The following is a 20352-nucleotide window of genomic DNA, read 5'->3' as shown; positions in this document are numbered from 1 at the left end:
GGTTACATCTGCTCCAGAGTATCAATACCTAACAATGACAATCCCTGCTTCAAGGTTTTAGCGGTTAGCTTCGCCAGTAACAGACGGCTATCGCGCTGGCTTTCTGTATCAGCAGCAAGCACTGGGCAGGCCTCGTAGAAGCTGGAGAACGCGCCTGCCAGTTCATACAGGTACGCACACAACAGATGTGGCTGGCCTTTATCCACCATCCGCAATAGTACTTCGCTAAATTGTGCCAGCTTATTGCCTAGCTCTTTCTCTTTGTCATGCTCTAGCGTAATGGTTGCAGTAGACAGATCAATGTCTTCTGCCTTCTTGAAAATACCGGCGACACGGGTATAGGCGTATAAGAGATAAGGTGCGGTATTGCCTTCAAAACTTAACATCTGGTCGAAACTGAAAATGTAATCACTGGCGCGATTTTTCGACAGATCGGCATATTTTACCGAGGCTACCCCAACCACTGCCGCAATCTTTTCCAGCGTCGCGGCATCCATCTCTGGGTTCTTACTGCGCACCAGTTCCAGTGCGCGATCATGGGCTTCATCCAGCAGGTCGATAAGTTTCACCACCCCGCCAGTACGGGTTTTGAATGGCCGACCATCTTCGCCGTTCATGGTGCCGAACCCCATGTGTTCCAGCGACATCTCTGGCCGCACAAACCCGGCGGTACGGGCCAGACTGAAAACCTGCTGGAAATGCAGCGCTTGGCGCAGATCCACAAAATACAGCACCCGGTCGGCGTGCAGTACCGATGAGCGATAACGCATGGCCGCCAGATCGGTGGTGGCATACAGATAACCGCCGTCAGCTTTCTGGATGATCACCGGTAATGGTTCGCCTTCTTTGGTGCGGAACGCTTCCTGAAACACCACTTTGGCACCATGACTTTCGGTCAGCAGGCCTTGAGCCTCCAGATCTTTTACCACTTGCGGTAGGTCTTCGTTATAAGCGCTTTCGCCGTGTACATCTTTACGAGTCAGGCTGACGCCCAAGCGTTGATAAACCTTGTGACAGTGGCTCAGTGAAATTTCATTGAATTCACGCCACAGTTTGTTGCAATACTCGTCGCCGGATTGCAGTTCCACCACCAGATGGCGGGCACGGGTGGCGAATGTTTCTGATTCATCAAAGCGCACTTTGGCGGCGCGATAAAAACTTTCCAAATCGGATAATTCTACTTCCGATGTAGCGCCATTGGCCGCTCGCAGTTCTTCCATATAGGCCAGTAACATGCCGAACTGAGTGCCCCAGTCGCCTACGTGGTTCTGACGGATAACGTTATGGCCGAGAAACTCCAGCGCCCGTACCACCGCATCGCCGATGATGGTGGAGCGCAGATGGCCCACATGCATCTCTTTGGCAAGGTTTGGCGAGGAATAATCAACCACCACCGTCTGTGCCGCCGGTAAGGTGACGCCTAAGTGCGCATCTGCTAATGCTTTTTGCAGCTGTTTGGCCAGTGCATTGTCGTCGATAAAAAAGTTGATAAATCCAGGGCCAGCGATTTCCACTTTAGCCACATGGCTGGAGGCTGGCAGGTTGTCGATAAGTAACTGCGCCAGTTCCCGAGGCGGTTTCCCGGCAGCTTTGGTCAGCATCATCGCCAGGTTAGTGGCCAGATCGCCGTGGCTTTTATCCTTGGTGCGGTCTACCTGAATTCTGGGATCAGTATCTGCAGGGATAAGCCCCTGCTGTTTTAATTGGGCTACTGTCTGTTCAAGCAAAGATTGGATATGTGATTTCATTGGCGTTCTATCGACACTGACTACAAAAATAGGGTTGATAACGAATAACCGCACATTCTAGCCGTTATGGCAGGAAGATTGCTACGCTTGCGGTCATTTTTGTGGTGCGGTTTTCTGTTAGTCGCGCTGGGTCATGGCGTGATTACAGCAAATCTTGCGGGTCGCGATCCAGACTCCAGCGGCAGCGTTTACCGCTGGTTAGCGCTTCCGCTTGCGGCAATAGTTGTTCAAATACTTGTTGCAAACGTTTGCGGTCGGCGGCTTGAACCAGCAGTTGCCGCCGGAATTTACCGGCTTTGCGATCCAGTGGTGCTGGCATCGGGCCAATTACCTCAAACGCATTATCCTGCGGTAATAACGCGGCAAACTCTGCTAGGAACGTGTCGGCGTCGCTCGCCTGATGCGCCTCGGCTTTTATCAGGATCATATGCCATGCCGGTGGCAACAACGCCTGCTGCCGTTCGGCCAGTTGGCTGCGAGCAAATTCGCCATAACCGCGGTGCAGCAGATCTTTGAGTAGCGGATTGTCGCTCTGATGGGTTTGCAGCAATACCGTGCCGGGTTTACTCGCTCGCCCCGCGCGGCCGGCGACCTGAGTATAAAGTTGGCCAAAACGTTCCGGGGCACGGAAGTCGGCACTGAACAGCGCACCATCCACATCCAGTAATCCGACCAAGGTGACGTCGGGGAAATGGTGCCCTTTGGCGAGCATCTGGGTGCCCACCAGAATCTTATATTCCCCGCGGTGGATGGCCGCCAGTTGTTTTTCCAGCGAACCTTTACGGCTGGTGGTATCGCGGTCAATTCGCACCACGGGATAGTCGGGGAATTCTTTGGTCAGCATGGCTTCCAACTGCTCGGTGCCAATGCCTTGCCCCTGCAACATGGTACTGCCGCAGTGATGGCATTGGCGCGGAATCGCGTACTGGTTGCCGCAGTGGTGGCAGCGGATCTCACCAAGCGCTTGATGCACGGTAAAAAAGGCATCGCAGCGGTCACACTCATGCAGGTAACCGCATTCGTGGCAGATAAGCGCCGGTGCAAAACCGCGACGGTTGAGAAACAATAACACCTGATTGCCCGCTTGCAGGTGTAAGCGCATTTCGTTCAGCAGTGGTTGCGACATCCCGGCACGCAACGGCAGATTGCGGATATCGATGATCCCTTGCCGCACTTTTAGCGCGCCGCCGGCACGTTCTCCTAATTGCATATGGGCATAACGACCATTAAGGGCGTTGTGCAGCGTTTCCAGTGACGGCGTGGCGCTGCCGAGTACCACTGGAATATCTTCCAGATGGCCGCGCATCACCGCCAGATCGCGTGCGTGATAACCCACGCCTTCCTGCTGTTTGAAACTGGCGTCATGTTCTTCATCGAGAATGATCACGCCCGGCCACATCATGGGGGTGAACAAGGCGGAACGGGTGCCGATGATAATCGCCGCTTCACCACAGCGTGCCTGTCGCCAGGCGTCTAACCGCTGCTTATCGGTCAGCCCGGAATGGATCACCGCAATGGTGACTTTAAAGCGGCGTTTAAAGCGATTGATGGTTTGCGGTGTCAGGCCGATTTCCGGCACCAGGATAAGCGCCTGTTTGCCCTGTTTCAGTACCGTTTCCAATAACGACAGATAAACTTCGGTTTTACCAGAACCGGTAATGCCTTCTAGCAGCGTACATTGATAGCCAGTTTGTGCGGTCAGCGCGGCTACCGCTACCGCCTGTTGTTTGTTGAGCTTAAGCGGCTGTTCACCCAGTTCCAACTGTTCACGCCAATGGCGGTCGGCAACTAACGGCCGCTCATAAAGCCCAATCCAGTCTTTATCTTTTAACGCCTTGATGGCGGTTTTACTGAGTTCCAGTACCTGTACTTCTTCGGTGGTCAGTTCGCCTTGTTGCAGTTGCTGCAATATTTTTTGCTGTGCAGGCGAGCGTTTGAGACTCGCCAACGTTGCCGCCGCCCCTTTATCGGTGAGCGCGTAGTAACTGATAAATTCTGGTGCAGCGCTGGCGCCTTTGCGTAGTGCCACTGGTAAGGCCTGGGTCAGCATTTGCCCTTGGCTGCATAAATAATATCTTGCCGCCCACAAGGTGAGTTTATACAGTGGTTCTGACAATAATGGTGAACTGTCCAGCACCTCATTGATGGCTTTTAACTGTTGTGGTGGTAATGCACATTCGTCGCTGATATTGACCACTAAGCCAATCAGCTGTTGCCGACCAAACGGGACACGTACCCGCATACCGACTTCCAGCGGCCAGGCAAGATTGGTTGGGATCTGGTAGGTGAAATTCTGCCGCATCGGTACGGGCAAAGCAACTTCAGCAAACTGCGGCATGGTGCTCGGAACTGAGTGATAGTGACATGACGGCCAGTGTACTCAGGCTGACACAGCAGAGCCAGTCCTGTGCCGAATATTCTAAAATAAATCAGCAATGTGAATTAGTTACAGGGGAAGGCAGCATGGAAAGACGACAAGCAATGCGTTGGCGCCAGTGGCTGGGGTATTTCAGCGGCAGCCTGTTTGGATTATTGCTGATACCTCTAGCGCAGGCTGACGTTACCCATGTCAGTATTAATCAGCGGTTGTTTGATTTAGGCAAGCTGCCGTTAATTAAGGTTAATATTGTGGCCGCGCCGACAGATCCTGAGCGCATGCAATTTATTTTGCGGCAAAAGAGTGGCGAAGAAAAACTGATGGTGCAGCAAATCAACAATTATATGTTGTTGCTGATGGGACTGGACGAAGTGACTGACGCCAACGCCTTATTGTTGGTGCAGTTGTATCAAGCCGATCAATGGCAGGAAATCAACCAATTACCTTTGTTCGCCAAATCAGTGCCGGTGGGGAACCCTCCGGATCCTGCACGTTTTTCAATGTATCGTAACCCGGTCAAATCCACTAACGTAACGGCACCAGAACAAGTGCCAACGACAGTTGTCGCTGCACCTGCGCCAATTAAGCTAACTTCAGCAAGCACTAATCCGGTCAAAACCAGTGCTGCAACTGCCCCAGATCAAGTGCCAGCAGCGGCTGTCACCGCGCCAGCACCAATTAAACCAGCGTCCGCAAGCCATAACCCGGCAGCGACGGCTTCTACAGCTGTGGGTGCTCCTACTCAGTGTTTGCTGGATTATCATGGCACGGAAACGCTATGGCATCTGGCCAGTCGTTATGCAAAACAGTGGCATACCCATGTATATGCTGCTGCCTTAGCGATTATGGAGGCTAACCCTAAAGCTTTTGTGAAAGGGAAGCCTGGAAATCTGCGAAGTGATGCACAGTTGCATTGCCCGCAACCTGAGCAATGGCAGTCATATACAGACAAGAATTTAGCGAAGGAAAAATTTGAGGCTTCATTGTAAGCTATTGCCATTAGTGCGCAGTTACTGTACCATTCTGCGCCCTGAAACTATGTATAACCGCATGTGGTGTCCGACTTCGGGTTGGAAGAGCGACATGGCCTTTTATTGAGGTAATCCCAAATGAAACCAGGTATCCATCCTGACTATGCAGAAATCACTGCTACCTGCACTTGCGGTAACGTGATCAAAGTTCATTCCACCGCAGGTAGAGATCTGCACTTGGACGTATGTGGTGCTTGTCACCCATTCTACACCGGTACTCAGAAAGTTGTTGATACTGGCGGACGTATTGAAAAGTTCAACAAACGCTTCGGCATGTTGGGCAAAAAATAATACGACCAGCACGGCGCAGATCATGCGCTTGGCAAGCTGATTCAAGGGCTGTAACCGTAAGGTTTACGGCCCTTGTTGTATCTGTAAGCCAATTTTTCGTTTTGCACTCCACGTGCATTGGCTTTCAAGTCATCCATGGCAGTCCTAAATCTATCGAGCGTTAACCAAGCGCTATTTGCCGCAAAAGCCTCTAAAGCGCATCAGATAAGAAGCGTTTGGTTGCACTGTGTCTTAGACGGTCGGCCAGCAACCAGTTGCTGTCATTGGGATACTTTATCTCAGTGCAGCGCCAAGCATTATTGCGGGTACCGCCACGCATGGTATTGATGAGTTCACTCACAGAAAGATAGCTTTTGCTGTTCCAGATAAGCTTACCATTGATGATATCGGCAACCAGATACTTGCCATAGTATTTGGTACGTAGCTGTGTTTTGTGCGGCAGCGTGAGTTGTGCCCATTGAAAGCTGCCCTCATTATTGTATTGCTGTCGATAATGCTCATCTTTGTTGGCTAAGTGCTCACTTAGAATTCTGACTATGTTGGAAGCTACTCCTGTAGGGTAGTGCTGGGCCAATGCCAAATAAAGAGATTCAGGAATGGGTACGGACAGGTATTGTTCTGTGGGTAAAGGCATAAAATTGCATTAATTTAAGTGCTATATAGCGCTAAATAGTGCTTTTATGGTGGTATGTTGTCAAATCCAAATGTTGGAAAACCTGCATGATATTGTGGATTTTTTAACTTAATATATTGATCTTAATATAATATTTTGGTCTCGTTGTCTGTTTGTATAGCGAGTCGCGAGGAGACACTTAGGTACTCCTGTGAGCTTATAGCAAAGCTCGCAATGGAACTGATACATGCTGCTTTCGCTATATTTCGGAGGCGTTTCACGTGAGCCTGAGTGGCATTAACAACAGGCTGAGGTCTCTTGTTGGCGCTTCATTTACGACAGTGCGAACCAACATTCTGCTCAAACAGTTTGTGGCTTTAACACCCTCCCTCAATAGCTGTTGCTAATTGCGCTTCACCCGAAGAATAGCGGTTATTCCGATAAGTCGACCCACCGCGTCAGGGATGACGTGGTGGAGTCCCATGGATGGGTTTATGCGTGTCGACGTTGGGAATGGCCTCTGTGATCTGGTATTGAAACACTTATTTAGACCTTCGATGCAATCACTGATGAACGTAGACGGGTCAAGATGGTTGCTTTGCAGTTATGAGTTATAGCGGTTTCGAAATGGGGTTGCCGACAGATCTGTTATGCGGACTTAGCGGTAAATCATATCCTCGACAGGTGTGGCTTGGCTGGTCAAACCTCTGGGCGAGGCAAAATGTCAGTCAGTATCAGTCATAAGTAATTTAATTAAATCTGGTGGCAATATCGCCACTGAAAAACATTTTTTGAGTGGGTTATATGTTGTTTTAATACATTCTTGGAACCCGGCTTCTCTTATCATTTTCAGGGCTAAATATGGTCTGATTTTTTTTAGATAAATGATTATTTTTAGAGTAAAAAAAATTCATAAGTTGTTTTATTCACCTAAGCTTTCAAGTATCTTTACAGCCCTCTATTTCCCTGCGTTCCGACGCTTCAGCCTTACCGTATCGGTTCGCGATAATTATTAGAATATTTTGCCCTGTATCAGGATCCACCATGAGCGATTTACGTCAAAAAGCACTTGATTACCACCAGTTCCCCGTTCCCGGAAAAACCGCCGTTGCCCTGACTAAAGCAGCCAGTACCAGTTTGGATCTGGCATTGGCTTACAGCCCTGGCGTGGCTGAACCCGTGCGAGAAATCGCCGCCGATGCTGCTGATGCTTACCGTTATACCAATAAAGGCAACACTGTGGCGGTGATTACTAATGGCACTGCCATCTTGGGGCTAGGAAATCTCGGACCGCTGGCCGCCAAACCCGTAATGGAAGGCAAGGTGCTGTTATTTAAAAGATTTGCCAATATTGATGCCACTGATATTGAAGTAAAACATCGCACCAATGAAGATTTTATTAATACGGTTGAGGCCATTGCTGACACTTTTGGTGGCATCAATCTGGAAGATATCAAAGCGCCTGAGTGTTTTGAAATAGAACAGGAACTGATTAAGCGTTGTAACATTCCGGTGTTCCACGATGATCAGCATGGCACCGCTATTGTGACTGCCGCAGGTATGCTTAACGCGCTGGAGATCCAAGGCAAGCAGATCGCGCAAGCCGTGTTTGTGTGTATGGGTGCAGGTGCGGCCGCTGTGGCGTGTATGTCGCTGTTGGTCAAATGTGGTGCCTTGCGGGAAAACATTTACATGCTTGACCGTAAAGGCGTTATCCATACCCGCCGCACTGATCTCAATGAATATAAGTCACTGTTTGCCAATAATACGGACAAGCGCACCTTGCGTGATGTGATTCAAGGGGCAGATGTATTTCTGGGGGTTTCCGGCGCTAATGTGTTGAGTGCCGAGGATATTGAGCTGATGGCAGAGCGGCCAATTGTCTTCGCTTGTTCGAATCCAGATCCAGAGATTAAACCGGAATTGGCACATGCGGTGCGTAAAGATCTGATCATGGGCACTGGCCGCAGCGATTACCCTAATCAGGTCAACAATGTGTTGTGTTTTCCCTTTATCTTCCGGGGCGCGTTGGATGTCAGAGCGCGGCGTATCAACGATGAGATGAAACTAGCCGCGGTGCACGCTATTGCGAGCTTGGCGCGGGAAGCTGTTCCGGCAGAAGTGCTGGCCGCATATCCGGACGTTAGTTCATTGAGTTTCGGGCCGGAATATGTGCTGCCAAAGCCGATGGATCCACGGCTGTTGCCGCGGGTGGCTCGTGCGGTTGCTAAGGCCGCGATTGCGTCTGGAAGTGCTCAGGTGAATGAATTACCTGCTGATTATCTGCTCTGATATTTTTGGCCGCAGTGGCTTATTTTGCACTTGCGGCCTGTCTTTCAATCTCTTATGTGGTTGCCATTTGGTTAATTCAGCTTAATAATCAACCGAGTGGCACTACAGTTTGCATCAATTGCACTGTTGTGGCTGGATGTCTCATTTTCAACGGCAGGAACGCCAGACCATGAATCTTCCCCGTTTGCTGACAACCCGACTGACCCGTTTCTGGTTGTGGTCAGTGCTGGCGCTGTTGCTTATCGGTTCGGTCTTTATTTTTGCGGGTTACTGGCGCATTGCCAGTCAGCAGCAACAACAACAGATAACTATTCTACAGCAGCAGTTGCTGCAACATTATCGGGACGGTCAATTAACGACCCTGAGCGACAACTGGTTGCCACCTTTGTTAGCGCTTGCCGATGTCTCCGAAGTGCGGATATGGCAAGGGACGCAACTGCTGCAGCAATTTCTGGGTGTCCATGCTGATGACGCTCAGCGCAGCATTCGGCTGTTGTTGGATGATAAGCGTAACATTTATGCCGAGTTGCGGTTGCGCTCGCCGCTGTATCATTATTCTCTCTCGGTCAGTGATTGGTGGTTATTGCTGATAACACTATTGGTTGTCCTCACGCTGGTACGACTCGGATATCTTTGGTTCTCACAACAGTTGCAAGGTATGGAAACGGTTGCCGAACGTTGTCGATTGATCCTCAAAGGTCGCTATTCGCAAGCCCGAAACCTCCGAAGTGTCAGCCATCCACGCTTTATTAATCGGGCATTGAGTAAGATTCTGGACGAACTGGCTGATGCCCGCAAAGAGCGCGCTCGCTTTGATAACTTTATTCGCAGTAATACTTTTCTTGATCACGAAACCCACATCGGTAATCGCCTGTTTTTAGACAACCGTCTTAATGCGTTAAGTAACGCACAAGGCATGATGGCGCATGGCGTAATACTGTTGCTGGAGTTTGAAGAGCTGGAACCACTCGGTGGTCAAGACCAGATGGGCGATTATCTCAACCTCAATGTGGCCCACATCAGTCGGTTATTACATCATCAGGCTAACAGTGTGTTTGCCCGTCGCAGCTACAATCAACTGGCTATTGTGGTGACGCAGATCAGTTTGGCAGAAGCGGAGCAGTTAGCGGCCAAATTGATCAAGCTGTGTGCCAACCTGCTGCCACACGAGTTAGCAAACCGTAGTAACAGTTGTCATCTTGGTGGCGCATATTTCAAGCTCGGCGATAACCAGCAGCAGTTGCTAGAAGAAGCCGAAATGGCGCTCAGAGTCGCCCAAATTCAGGGAGTTAACTCCTGGTTTATGTATGACAAAGGTGCCGTTGATGCCGAATTTGCTCGCGGTTCCGTGCGCTGGCGTAGCTTCTTGGAACTGGCGCTAGCGCAGCGACGCTTTGTGGCGTTTGCACAACCGGTTTTTGATGCTGACGGCAAGTTGCACCATCAGGAGATTTTTACCCGAGCCAAAGAGCCGAATGGCACATTAGTGCGAGCGACGCTATTTTTGCCAATGGCGGCAAAATGCGGTCTGCTGCCGCAGATTGAGCGGCAGACGCTAGAGCGAGTGGTCTATGAGTTGTTACCCAACGCCAAACCAGATGCGGTTTTTAGCGTCAATCTCTCGGAAGATACGCTGATGAACAACGATTTTATGCGGTGGTTGCGCACCCTGTTGTTAGAACATCGGGATTTGGCCCCGCGACTGATCTTTGAAGTAGATGAGGCGGTTGCCAGCGGTTGCCAACAGGAGTTGCAGCCTAAGCTGCGTCTGATCCGCAAAATGGGGGCGCGTTTATGCGTCGATCATGTAGGGCTGCAAGTGGTTAGCAGCCAGTACATCACTGAAGGTCGGTTCGCTTTGCTGAAGTTACATCGTTCGCTGATCAAACAGATTCACCTGCGTGCGGAAAATCAGCTCTTTATCCGCAGTTTATTGGGTGGTTTGCATCAAACCGATGTAGAAGTGATTGCTGAAGGGGTTGAACAGTTTGAAGAGTGGCAGACGTTGCGGGTGTTGGGTGTTTGCGCGGCGCAGGGCCCTTGGTTTGCTGATCCAGAAATTGCTTCTGGGACCTAAATATTTCGCTGGGCTTGCGCTGTCGCAGGGTTTACGTAAATATTCCTTATAAAATGAAAAAATTAGTGTGTAGAATGGCAACGCTGTGACATTTTATTGACGCCGTCAAATCGCATTGAACCAGAAATTTAAGTCCCGCAAAGCGATTTTTACAGAATGTGGAACCGATTGTTGATATGGCAAATAAACGACTACTAAAAATGCCTTTTATAAAACCTCGCCAGGCGGCTGCGCCCACCGGGATTTTTCTGGGAACCGAAGCGTTGTGGGTATACCGCTCAGGAACTGCTACTGCTCCGTATAGCGCTTGTTACCCTCACAGCCAAAATTGGTCGTCACTGTTTCACTCGCTTGCAGCTGAACTCGGGCCAGCAGCCCTGCAGTTGGTCCTCTGCCCGACATATTATCAACTGGTTATTGCCGATAAACCCGCCGTGCCACCAGAAGAAATCCCTCAAGCGCTGCTCTGGTCTGTTAAAGATATGGTGGCAATGCCGCCACAGAACATCCATCTGGATTATTTTGAGTCGCCACTCGCTAACAGCAACAAGTTGCAAGTGGTGATCACCGATAAAACCGAGTTGACCACTATCGTACAAAGTGCCGATGCCGCGGGTATGAACTTTGCCGGTATCTCTGTCGAAGAGCTGATGCCAACTAACCTGTTTGCCGATGAATCACATGCAAGACTGGTTATCAGTCATGTCCCTGGGGAAGAAGTCTTGCTGACCGTGGTGCGGGGCGGAGAACTTTGCATGCACCGGCGTATTCGTGGTTTTCGTGAACTGGATACAGTCGGTGTTGAGGCATTGCGTTTGGGGGTGGCAGATAACCTGAGCCTAGAGATCCAGCGTTCGATGGATTTCTTTGAAAGCCAACTGCGACAACCACCGGTCGCTAGCATTGATTTGTTGGTACAAGGGGAAACTGACGCACTGGCCAAAGCGGTAGCCGTTAATTTTAATCAGCCGGTAAAGGTTGTTGACTGTGACCAAGTCGGTGCCAAAATGGCGGAGTTAGCCTTTAGCGAATGGCAACGGGGTGGCGCATGAGTAAAACCCGAGTCAATCTATTTAGTGCAGAATTACTGCCCGCAAAACTGCGGTTGAGCTTTGCCAGAACCATAATAATATCGCTGGTACTGCTATTGTTGGGCGGCGGGATCTTGATTTCCATCTGGTGGCAACAGCAGCAAATCAACCAGCGACTGCAAACCGTGCAACAACAGAATAACGTGCTGGAACAGCAAAAAGACAGCTTACAACAGGCGTTGGCTAAACATCAGCCGGCGGTGACACTACAGGCAAAAGTGAGCCAAATGACTCAGGAGCAGCAGTTAAAAACGTTGTTGCTGAATGAATTGACCAAACGCGAGCAGTTCAAGTCTTCTGGATTTACCAACATGTTGCAGGAATTAGCCGCAGTAGCGGATGGCAGTGTCTGGTTATCCCATATCCGTTTAGCACCTGAAAGCTTATTGTTTGAGGGCTATACCCTGAAACCGGAAAATATCCCGAATTGGGTCGTGCGTCTGGGGGATACCGACAGTTTTAAAGGCAAGGCGTTCGCTTCTATGACCATGAATCGCGGGGAGCAACCACCGCTGGCATTTCGGCTGACCACGGCGGCCCCGGAGGCAGAAAAACAATGAGTGCTTTCGGTAATGTTGCGGCGAAATTTGACCAATTATCCCGGCGTGAGCGGGTAATGGTGGCCGGTGTTTGTTGGCTGCTGGTCGCTGTGTTGCTGTACCTGCCGCTAGAGTCCGTATGGTTGCAGTATCAGCGTCAGCAGCAACAGCTGCAATCTGCTGAAAATCTAAGCAAAGGCAATAGTGAACAGATTGCCTTGTTGCAGCAACGGTTAGCGCAGGATCCTAATCAGTCATTACTCAAGCAGATTGACATCTTGCAGCAACAGATTGCGCTGCTGGATCAGCAGCTGAACAGCGAGACCGTTGATCTCATCCCTGCCGAGCGGATGCCAGCGTTACTGACCAAACTGCTGCGACAGAGTCCCGGGGTAAAGTTACAAGAATTTCACTCCATTGCGCCAACGCCGCTGTTAGTGGTGGGGGATAAGAGCGATAGCCAGGGCCAGATGAACCTCTATAGCCATGGCATTAGCCTGACATTTAAGGGTGACTATTTTTCAGTATTGAAATTTATCCGTACGGTAGAAAACATGCCGGAGAAACTGTATTGGCAAAGTCTGGATTACCAAGTGCAGCAGTTCCCCGAAGCCAGCATTAAACTGGCGTTATACACCGTCAGCATTAATAAGGATTTTATCAGTGTGGCATCTCATTAATGTTGTTGTGCTGGTGTTGTTAATGCTGCCAGCGCCTAGTTACGCGACCAGTTTGCGTGACCCCACTATGCCACCTGCCGGTATGGTAGCCGTGGATGCTAACCGTAAGGACGCTGACGCCCCGCTGGTGTTGAACAGTATTATTCAAGGGCCCACAGGTGCTAACGCCATTATTAATAATCAGTTATATCGCGCTGGCGAGCGATTGCAGGGTACGGCAATCCGCCATATTGGGGCCAATGAAGTGGTACTGGCAGATGGCCGTAGGTTGCGTCTGTTCGAAAAAATAACCGAGCCAAATAAGAAGAGATAACGCATGAGCAAACTTATTTTTATTGCGCCTTTGCTTGCTGTAACGCTGGTGGCTTGCCAGACCACGCGTCAGGCGCCAGAAGCTTCACGCTCGGCTCTGCGGGACTCGTTACAACCCGCTACCGCTAAATCTGTGCCCCCAGCAGCACCTTTGCCGCAGCAGCTCCAGCAGGAATTGACCGGCAATAATTTGCTTGGCGGCCTTGCAGCGCCAGTGGCGGCTGAACGTCGTTTTAACGTGGCTGCGCACGATGTCGATGCCAAGGTATTTTTTGCTAGCTTGGTTGAAGGTACACCGCTCAGTGTTGCGGTGCATCCTAATGTCAGCGGTACGATTTCGCTATCGTTGAAAGGAGTGACGCTCAGCGAAGTACTGAAAGTGGTGCAGGATATCTACGGCTATGAAATCAGTCGCGATGGTAAAGTTTTACGGGTGTATCCTGCGGGGATGCGCACCGAAACCTTCCCGATGAATTATTTGGATATGGAACGGGTCGGCTTGTCGCTGACTTCGGTCAGTTCTGGCCGCATTAGTGATAGCAACAACAATAATAACAACCGTAATTCCAATAACAATAATATGTTTGGCAGTAACGGTAACAGTTCTGGCAGCAATTCGGGTAATAACAACGGCGGTTATAACAATAACCAGAACAATACATCCAACGGCACGTTTATCAGTTCTAAAACTAAAACGGATTTTTGGGCGCAGTTGCAGAAAACCCTGGAAGCGATTATCGGTAAGTCAGGTGATGGCCGCAGTGTCGTTGTCAGCCCGCAGGCGGGATTGGTAACGGTGCGAGCTTACCCAGATGAATTGCGACAGATCCACAACTTCCTTAAACAATCGGAAGATCATCTGCAGCGCCAAGTGATTCTGGAAGCCAAGATTCTGGAAGTGCGTCTGTCGGACGGTTACCAACAAGGTATCCAGTGGCAAGATGTGCTCGGCAGTGCTTTAGCGCACGGTAACACCCAGGTACGCTTCAATACCAGCCCAGGACAGATCGGTAACACTATCAGCCAGTCGTTGGGCGGCGTGACCTCTCTGGCATTAACTGGGTCCGATTTCTCGGCGCTGATCAGCTTGCTCGATACACAGGGGGATGTGGATGTGTTATCCAGCCCCCGAGTTACCGCCTCCAATAATCAAAAGGCGGTGATTAAAGTGGGTACTGACGAATATTACGTCACCAATGTATCTTCTACCACGGTTGCCAGTTCCGCCACCTCAACAACCACTCCAGACGTGCAGTTAACGCCGTTTTTCTCAGGCATTGCGCTGGATGTGACGCCGCAGATTGATGATGTCGGTAATGTGCTACTGCATGTACATCCATCCGTCACCAATGTTCAGGATCAGCAAAAGTCCATTCAAGTAGGGGCAGATACCATTGATGTTCCGCTTGCTCAAAGCGAAATTCGTGAGTCTGATACGGTTATCCGCGCTAGATCCGGCGATGTAGTGGTGATTGGTGGACTGATGAAAAGTGATACATCCGAGCAGGTGTCGAAAGTGCCGTTACTGGGCGATGTGCCCCTTTTAGGACAACTTTTCACTAACAAAGTGAAAGCGGTGCAGAAAACCGAGCTGGTTATCCTGCTGAAGCCGACAGTCGTGGAAGGCGATACTTGGACACAGGAATTGAAACGCTCACAATCACTGCTGGATCGTTGGTATCCGCAGAGTAACTAATACACCAGAGGTGCCATGTATCTGCAGCACTTTGGTATGCGCAGCATGCCGTTTGCATTGACGCCGAACACTGAATTTTTTTTCGGATTGCCGCCCCATGTGGAGGCGTTGCAAGTGCTGCAGGTCGCTTTACAAACTGGCGAAGGTTTTATCAAAGTCACTGGTGAAGTCGGCACTGGCAAGACGCTTATCTGCCGTAAACTGCTTAATGAACTGTCAGAGCAGTTTGTCTGTGCCTGGTTGCCGAATCCCTATCTGACACCTGCAGAGCTGCGAGCGGCTGTTGCACAGGAGCTGGGTATTTTGCTGGAGTCAGTGCGAGATCAGCAGCATTTGACTGGGCTTATCCAGCAGCAATTGCTAACGCTGAGTGCTCAGGGTAAGCAGATTGTGCTGGTGCTGGATGAAGCGCAGGCGTTGCCCGATGACAGCCTAGAAGCATTGCGGTTGTTTACTAATCTGGAAACTGAACAGCGCAAGTTGGTGCAAGTGGTGTTGTTTGGACAGCCAGAACTGGATCAGCGCTTGGCACAAGAGCGATTTCGCCAACTGCGGCAGCGCATCACCTTTAGTTATCAGTTGCGGCCGCTGCGCAGCGCTGAGGTCGGGGCATATCTACGACACCGTTTGGCGGTATCGGGTTATCACGGTGTGCCACTGTTCAGTGCCGCCGCCGTGAAAAAGTTGGCGAAGTCGTCACGCGGCATTCCACGACTGATTAACATTCTTGCCCATAAAGCGTTGTTGCTGAGCTATGGTGCGGGACTTGCCACGGTGACGAATAAACAGTTGCAGGCAGCGGTTGCCGATACCGAAGATGCGTCACCGCTTGCCAGCTTTCGCTGGCTATGGGCGGGTTCATTGTTACTTCTTCTCGTGGCTGCGGCGACATATTTTAAAGGAGTATTCTGGTGAGCGTTGTCAATCAGATGCTGAAAGATCTCGACCAGCGCCAACAGCCGCATGCCTTGTCTGGTGTGCCGCAGAATACGCAGGCCCAGGCCCGGCGCTTGGCATCCTGGCAACTGCTGTTGTTAGGATTACTGGCTGGAGCACTGTTGGTTGCCGCTGGCATTTATGGCTGGTCGGTATTCAACCGCAACCATGAGGCAGGCACAACTCAAGCGCCTTTAGTCGTAAAGACTGACACAGTAACCGCGCCATCCTCGGCCTCAACAACTGTCGCTATGCCTAAAACCGCAGACAATCAAGTAGCCGTATCGTTGCCCACTGCTGCACCTGAGGTTACCACGCCGCAGCCGCAGCTTACGACACATGCTGGCGAGGAATCAGCGCCGCAGTTAGCGGTTGCGTCACCAGTATCAACGCCGGTGACAGTCGCTGCAGACGCACCAGCTGTTAACGCTGAGACATCTAATAACACAACTGCTAAAGATGTGAATAATAACGCATCATTTAATGCCAAGAGCGCAATTGCACCTGAGCAAGCCGTTGCGCAACCAGAGCCAGCGCCCAAAATGGCAACCGCACAGCCCCCCGGCAAAATGGAGATCTCCGAAGTAAAACTGACGCCAGAGCAACTGGCACAGCGGCAATATCAGGCAGGAATGAATGCGCAGCAAAATGGCGACTTCACTGCGGCTGCGGCGGCAATGCAACGGGCGCTGGAACTCTATCCGGCCTTGCATTCGGCGCGTAAGCAGTTAGCAGCGCTGTACTATGGCGCGGGACAGTTAACCGAAGCTGCGGCTTTGTTGCAACTCGGGATAAATAATTTTCCCTCACAGCAACAGTTCTGGTTGCTGCTTGGGCGGGTACAACTGGCGCAGGGCAAGTCCGCTGCGGCGCAGGCTAGTTTGCAACATATTGCTGATGGCTCAGAGTTGGCCACCGATAAATGGCTGACCCTGGCAAAACTGGGACAGCAAGACAGCAACTGGACCTTGGTACAACAGAGCTACCAGCGGTTGATTGCATCTGCTGCCGACGATGGCCGCTGGTGGATGGGGTTGGCACATGCGCAAGATGCTGCCGGTGACTACCCCTCAGCACTGGCGTCTTACCGTCAGGCACTGCAGCGAGATAACCTGTCATTGAATGCCCGAGCATATATTGAAAACCGAATTGCCCAGATAGGAGACCGTCAGTGAAGCCTAAGCTGAAAATGCGCCTTGGTGACCTGTTGGTTCAGGAACAGATCATCTCAGAACAGCAGTTGCACAATGCACTGGCTGAGCAGAAAAAAACCGGACGTAAACTCGGGCGAACACTGATTGATATGGCCTACATTACCGAGGACCAACTGCTGCAGTTCTTGTCGCAGCAGTTGAATATTCCCTTGGTCGATATCAGTCGCCGGGCGATCCCTGCCGAAGTGGTCAACCTGCTGACAGAAGCGCAGGCGCGCCGTTTCCGGGCGTTGGTGGTGAGTGCTAGTAACGACAGTGTGCAAGTCGCCATGAGCGATCCCGCAGATTTGCAGGCATTAGATGAACTGGAAATGCTGCTGGCACCGCGCCGACTTGAGCTGGTGGTCGTGAAGGAACAACAGCTATTTGATGCCTTTGATAACCTCTATCGCCTTACCGGCCATATAGCTGAGATGGCCGGGCGATTGGAAGAGGAATATGCCGCCGATGAGCAGTTTGACCTTGCCAGTCTGACCCAGGGCGACAGTGACAATGAAACCACAGTCGTCAGATTGTTACAGACCATTTTTGAAGATGCAGTGCAAGTTAGGGCATCGGATATTCACATCGAGCCTGGCGATAAATCGCTGCGTATCCGCCAGCGAGTGGATGGCTTGTTGCAAGAGACTGTGCTCAAGGAAGTCAACATTGCTTCGGCACTGGTGTTGCGTCTTAAGTTAATGGCCGGGCTGGACATTTCCGAAAAACGCTTGCCGCAGGATGGCCGTTTTCATATCGAAGTGAAGGGCCATCAAATCGACGTGCGTATGTCCACCATGCCCATTTACCACGGTGAATCGGTGGTGATGCGTCTGTTAGATCAATCCGCTGGACTGCTGACGCTAAATGAAACCGGGATGCCGTCTTACATTCTTAACCGAGTACGGCGGCAGATTAAACGGCCCCATGGCATGTTGTTGGTAACCGGCCCGACCGGTAGCGGTAAAACCACTACGCTGTACGGTATTCTTAGCGAACTGAACAAAGCCGAGAGCAAGATCATCACGGTGGAAGATCCGGTGGAATATCAGTTGCCCCGTATCAATCAGGTACAAGTTAACCATAAGATTGGCCTCGATTTCTCCAACGTACTGCGCACCACGTTACGTCAGGACCCGGATATCATCATGGTGGGGGAAATGCGTGACCGCGAAACCGTGGAAATCGGTCTGCGTGGGGCGCTGACTGGTCACTTGGTACTGTCCACCCTACATACTAACGACGCGATTACCAGCGCATTGCGCTTGCTGGATATGGGGGCCGCCAGTTATTTAGTGGCCAGCGCATTACGGGTCATTATTGCCCAGCGACTGGTACGCCGGGTGTGTAAAAACTGTGGCGTACCTTATCAACCTACTACCCAGGAACGCACCTGGTTAGCCAGTGTTAGCCAGCAGGACTTCAGTCAAGCCACATTTCGTGTGGGCACGGGGTGCCAGAGCTGTGCCGGTACTGGCTATCGCGGTCGTATCGGTGTATTTGAACTGCTGGAACTGGACGAAGCCATGATTGATGCCATGCGGATGGGTAACCCGCAGGCATTTGCTGAGGCGGCTAAAGCGAGCCCCCTGTTTACCCCAATACTGGCGTCGGCGTTGAACTATCTGCAGCAGGGCTTAACCACTATCGAAGAAGTCGCCAAGCTGGTGGAGGATGTCTCTGAAAGTCCGCAGGCTTTGTCGCAGGATCTACAAGCTCGGGATGAGGCTCGCTGATGGCGCTCTATGAATATCGCGGACGCGATGGTAAAGGACTGGCTGTCAGTGGCACTTTGGAGGCGACATCCGAGAGCGCGGCGGCCGATCAGTTGCTGGCAAGGGCGGTTATTCCATTGCAGTTGCGTGCAATAAAACAACGGCAACAGTTGGATTTATCCAGCCTGCTAAGGCGCAAGGTTCGGTTGGATGAACTGCAGATTTTTACCCGACAAATGTACTCGCTGACCCGCAGTGGCATTCCGATATTACGCGCTATTGCCGGGTTGTCGGAAACCACCCACTCGCAGCGGATGAGAGAAGCGCTGCAAGATGTGTCGGAACAACTCACCGCCGGTCATACTCTGTCATCGGCGATGAATCATCATCCTGATGTGTTTGATGCCTTGTTTGTATCGATGGTGCATGTTGGCGAAAACACCGGCAAGCTGGAAGACGCCTTCATACAATTGTCGGTGTATCTTGAGCGGGAACAGGAAACGCGGCGGCGGATTAAATCAGCCATGCGTTACCCCACCTTTGTGTTGATAGCCGTCGCTTTGGCTTTGGTGATCCTCAATATTATGGTGATCCCCAAATTTGCCGATATGTTTGCCCGTTTTCACGCCGAACTGCCATTGCCCACGCGTATTCTGATCGGAACTTCTAACCTGTTTGTGCATTACTGGCCACTGATGTTGTTTGCCTTGTTACTGACGGTGGTGGGGATCCGCTATTGGCATCGCACCGAGAAAGGCGAGAAACAATGGGATCAGTGGAAACTGCATATTCCTGCTGTCGGATCAATTATTGAACGTTCCACCCTGGCGCGTTACTGCCGTAGCTTTGCCATGATGCTGAGCGCTGGCGTGCCCATGACGCAGGCGTTGAGCCTCGTGGCTGACGCAGTTGATAACAGCTACATGCACGACAAGATTGTTGATATGCGCCGAGGTATTGAGGCCGGAGAGTCAATGCTGCGGGTATCCAATGCCAGCCACCTGTTTACACCACTGGTATTGCAGATGGTGGCGGTGGGGGAAGAAACCGGGCAGATAGACCAACTGCTCAATGACGCCGCGGATTTTTACGAAGGTGAAGTGGATTTCGATTTGAAGAACCTCACCGCCAAGCTGGAGCCGATTCTGATAGGTTTTGTTGCCGCTATTGTGCTGGTGCTAGCACTCGGGATCTACCTACCGATGTGGGATATGCTCAGTGTGGTTAAAGGAGGCCGGTAATGGCACAGCAGCGCGGTGCTGATGATAGCTTGATGTCAGTGTACCGTCAGCTAATCGCCTTATTATTGCTGCTGTTATTGCTGGGAATTATCGGCGTGCGCTATTTTAATGGCTTGCAACAGGTAGCCGACAACAGTTTGCAGGTTGAGTACAACCGTGTGCTGAATGTGTTGGCAATGGTGCGCTCACAGTGGCTGAACCAAGGTAAACCCGTGACTTTACTGGCAGATTGGCAACTGTCGGATAGTCATCAGCAAGATGCGTTGCTAATGGATAAAGGTGGCTGGCCGCTGCCACCAACCTTTGATGCATCCGGTTGTCAGCAACTCTGGCAACAGTTGTCGGGGGCCTCGGCCACGCAGGTCGGTATCGTGGTGCGTTACCAGATTGACGCTCAGGTATGCGATTATCAGAGCAGTTCTGGGCCAAGTATCCGCTATCAGTTGCGTGACGGGAAAGTCATTTTTTTGACAGCGAAAGCAGAACATTGATGCAAATAATCATATAGTGGTTAAGATCG

At 51.1% G+C, this 20352-nt stretch carries 17 protein-coding genes; 14 read left to right on the top strand and 3 right to left on the bottom strand.

Features of this window, described 5'->3' with window-relative positions:
- Nucleotides 1-2 precede the first annotated feature (2 nt).
- Together argS and priA are read right to left on the bottom strand one after the other, a co-directional pair.
- Entirely contained in the window at nucleotides 3-1748 is a 1746-nt protein-coding gene (gene argS, locus IE064_RS04705; protein WP_189616849.1) for an arginine--tRNA ligase, read from the bottom strand.
- 142 nt (nucleotides 1749-1890) lie between these two features.
- Complete coding sequence (priA, locus tag IE064_RS04700; protein ID WP_189616848.1) at nucleotides 1891-4086, bottom strand: primosomal protein N'; 2196 nt, start codon at nucleotides 4084-4086, stop codon at nucleotides 1891-1893.
- Between the two features lie 125 nt (nucleotides 4087-4211).
- On the opposite strand from priA, the gene IE064_RS04695 reads away from it, so the two are divergent.
- Nucleotides 4212-5114 (top strand): LysM peptidoglycan-binding domain-containing protein, encoded by a 903-nt coding sequence (locus IE064_RS04695; RefSeq protein ID WP_189616847.1) that lies wholly within the window; start codon nucleotides 4212-4214, stop codon nucleotides 5112-5114.
- A gap of 120 nt (nucleotides 5115-5234) precedes the next feature.
- Nucleotides 5235-5447 carry a 50S ribosomal protein L31 gene (rpmE, locus tag IE064_RS04690; protein WP_133038442.1) on the top strand — a complete coding sequence of 71 codons (213 nt, stop codon included), beginning with the start codon at nucleotides 5235-5237 and terminating at the stop codon, nucleotides 5445-5447.
- Between the two features lie 190 nt (nucleotides 5448-5637).
- On the opposite strand, the gene IE064_RS04685 is transcribed toward rpmE, so the two are convergent.
- A complete protein-coding gene (locus IE064_RS04685) occupies nucleotides 5638-6081 on the bottom strand; it encodes a hypothetical protein (RefSeq protein ID WP_189616846.1) in 444 nt (147 codons plus the stop codon).
- A gap of 1023 nt (nucleotides 6082-7104) precedes the next feature.
- On the opposite strand from IE064_RS04685, the gene IE064_RS04680 reads away from it, so the two are divergent.
- The 12 genes from IE064_RS04680 to IE064_RS04625 all read left to right on the top strand — a co-directional run bounded on the left by IE064_RS04680 (nucleotide 7105) and on the right by IE064_RS04625 (nucleotide 20323).
- Nucleotides 7105-8352: a malic enzyme-like NAD(P)-binding protein gene (locus IE064_RS04680; RefSeq protein WP_189616845.1), complete on the top strand. Its 1248-nt coding sequence runs from the start codon at nucleotides 7105-7107 to the stop codon at nucleotides 8350-8352.
- 169 nt (nucleotides 8353-8521) lie between these two features.
- Entirely contained in the window at nucleotides 8522-10429 is a 1908-nt protein-coding gene (csrD, locus tag IE064_RS04675; protein WP_189616844.1) for an RNase E specificity factor CsrD, read from the top strand.
- Nucleotides 10430-10605: 176 nt separating this feature from the next.
- Nucleotides 10606-11481, top strand: coding sequence for an MSHA biogenesis protein MshI (locus IE064_RS04670; RefSeq protein WP_189616843.1), 876 nt, complete (start codon nucleotides 10606-10608; stop codon nucleotides 11479-11481).
- Nucleotides 11478-12080 carry a PilN domain-containing protein gene (locus tag IE064_RS04665; RefSeq protein ID WP_189616842.1) on the top strand — a complete coding sequence of 201 codons (603 nt, stop codon included), beginning with the start codon at nucleotides 11478-11480 and terminating at the stop codon, nucleotides 12078-12080. Before IE064_RS04670 ends, IE064_RS04665 begins: the two co-directional genes overlap by 4 nt.
- A complete protein-coding gene (locus IE064_RS04660; protein ID WP_189616841.1) occupies nucleotides 12077-12739 on the top strand; it encodes an MSHA biogenesis protein MshJ in 663 nt (220 codons plus the stop codon). Before IE064_RS04665 ends, IE064_RS04660 begins: the two co-directional genes overlap by 4 nt.
- Nucleotides 12723-13052, top strand: a complete 330-nt coding sequence (locus tag IE064_RS04655) for an MSHA biogenesis protein MshK (RefSeq protein WP_189616840.1) — start codon at nucleotides 12723-12725, stop codon at nucleotides 13050-13052. The genes IE064_RS04660 and IE064_RS04655 overlap by 17 nt, the downstream gene beginning before the upstream one ends.
- Nucleotides 13053-13055: 3 nt before the next feature.
- Entirely contained in the window at nucleotides 13056-14747 is a 1692-nt protein-coding gene (mshL, locus tag IE064_RS04650) for a pilus (MSHA type) biogenesis protein MshL (protein WP_133038450.1), read from the top strand.
- A gap of 15 nt (nucleotides 14748-14762) precedes the next feature.
- Nucleotides 14763-15662 carry an ExeA family protein gene (locus IE064_RS04645; protein ID WP_189616839.1) on the top strand — a complete coding sequence of 300 codons (900 nt, stop codon included), beginning with the start codon at nucleotides 14763-14765 and terminating at the stop codon, nucleotides 15660-15662.
- On the top strand, nucleotides 15659-16858 hold the full coding sequence (locus IE064_RS04640; protein ID WP_189616838.1) for a tetratricopeptide repeat protein: 1200 nt from the start codon (nucleotides 15659-15661) through the stop codon (nucleotides 16856-16858). Before IE064_RS04645 ends, IE064_RS04640 begins: the two co-directional genes overlap by 4 nt.
- Nucleotides 16855-18612: a GspE/PulE family protein gene (locus IE064_RS04635; protein WP_229799856.1), complete on the top strand. Its 1758-nt coding sequence runs from the start codon at nucleotides 16855-16857 to the stop codon at nucleotides 18610-18612. The genes IE064_RS04640 and IE064_RS04635 overlap by 4 nt, the downstream gene beginning before the upstream one ends.
- Nucleotides 18612-19832, top strand: coding sequence for a type II secretion system F family protein (locus IE064_RS04630; protein ID WP_189616837.1), 1221 nt, complete (start codon nucleotides 18612-18614; stop codon nucleotides 19830-19832). Before IE064_RS04635 ends, IE064_RS04630 begins: the two co-directional genes overlap by 1 nt.
- The gene (locus IE064_RS04625; RefSeq protein ID WP_189616836.1) at nucleotides 19832-20323 is read left to right on the top strand and encodes an MSHA biogenesis protein MshF; all 492 of its coding nucleotides are present in this window, start codon (nucleotides 19832-19834) and stop codon (nucleotides 20321-20323) included. The genes IE064_RS04630 and IE064_RS04625 overlap by 1 nt, the downstream gene beginning before the upstream one ends.
- The last annotated feature ends 29 nt before the right edge of the window (nucleotides 20324-20352 follow it).

It is taken from the genome of Shewanella fodinae (genome assembly GCF_014651955.1).
GTDB lineage: Bacteria > Pseudomonadota > Gammaproteobacteria > Enterobacterales > Shewanellaceae > Shewanella > Shewanella fodinae.
The sequence above is the reverse complement of the archived record's forward strand: the minus strand, read 5'-3'. Positions and strand labels throughout refer to the sequence as shown.

Bases quoted from the DNA above. Each gene is read 5' to 3' on its own strand.
- csrD (WP_189616844.1), top strand. From the start codon at position 8,522: ATGAATCTTCCCCGTTTGCTGACAACCCGACTGACCCGTTTCTGGTTG.
- IE064_RS04695 (WP_189616847.1), top strand. From the start codon at position 4,212: ATGGAAAGACGACAAGCAATGCGTTGGCGCCAGTGGCTGGGGTATTTC.
- IE064_RS04680 (WP_189616845.1), top strand. From the start codon at position 7,105: ATGAGCGATTTACGTCAAAAAGCACTTGATTACCACCAGTTCCCCGTT.
- argS (WP_189616849.1), bottom strand. From the start codon at position 1,748: ATGAAATCACATATCCAATCTTTGCTTGAACAGACAGTAGCCCAATTA.
- rpmE (WP_133038442.1), top strand. From the start codon at position 5,235: ATGAAACCAGGTATCCATCCTGACTATGCAGAAATCACTGCTACCTGC.
- IE064_RS04630 (WP_189616837.1), top strand. From the start codon at position 18,612: ATGGCGCTCTATGAATATCGCGGACGCGATGGTAAAGGACTGGCTGTC.
- IE064_RS04625 (WP_189616836.1), top strand. From the start codon at position 19,832: ATGGCACAGCAGCGCGGTGCTGATGATAGCTTGATGTCAGTGTACCGT.
- IE064_RS04665 (WP_189616842.1), top strand. From the start codon at position 11,478: ATGAGTAAAACCCGAGTCAATCTATTTAGTGCAGAATTACTGCCCGCA.
- mshL (WP_133038450.1), top strand. From the start codon at position 13,056: ATGAGCAAACTTATTTTTATTGCGCCTTTGCTTGCTGTAACGCTGGTG.
- IE064_RS04645 (WP_189616839.1), top strand. From the start codon at position 14,763: ATGTATCTGCAGCACTTTGGTATGCGCAGCATGCCGTTTGCATTGACG.
- IE064_RS04660 (WP_189616841.1), top strand. From the start codon at position 12,077: ATGAGTGCTTTCGGTAATGTTGCGGCGAAATTTGACCAATTATCCCGG.
- priA (WP_189616848.1), bottom strand. From the start codon at position 4,086: ATGCCGCAGTTTGCTGAAGTTGCTTTGCCCGTACCGATGCGGCAGAAT.
- IE064_RS04685 (WP_189616846.1), bottom strand. From the start codon at position 6,081: ATGCCTTTACCCACAGAACAATACCTGTCCGTACCCATTCCTGAATCT.
- IE064_RS04670 (WP_189616843.1), top strand. From the start codon at position 10,606: ATGGCAAATAAACGACTACTAAAAATGCCTTTTATAAAACCTCGCCAG.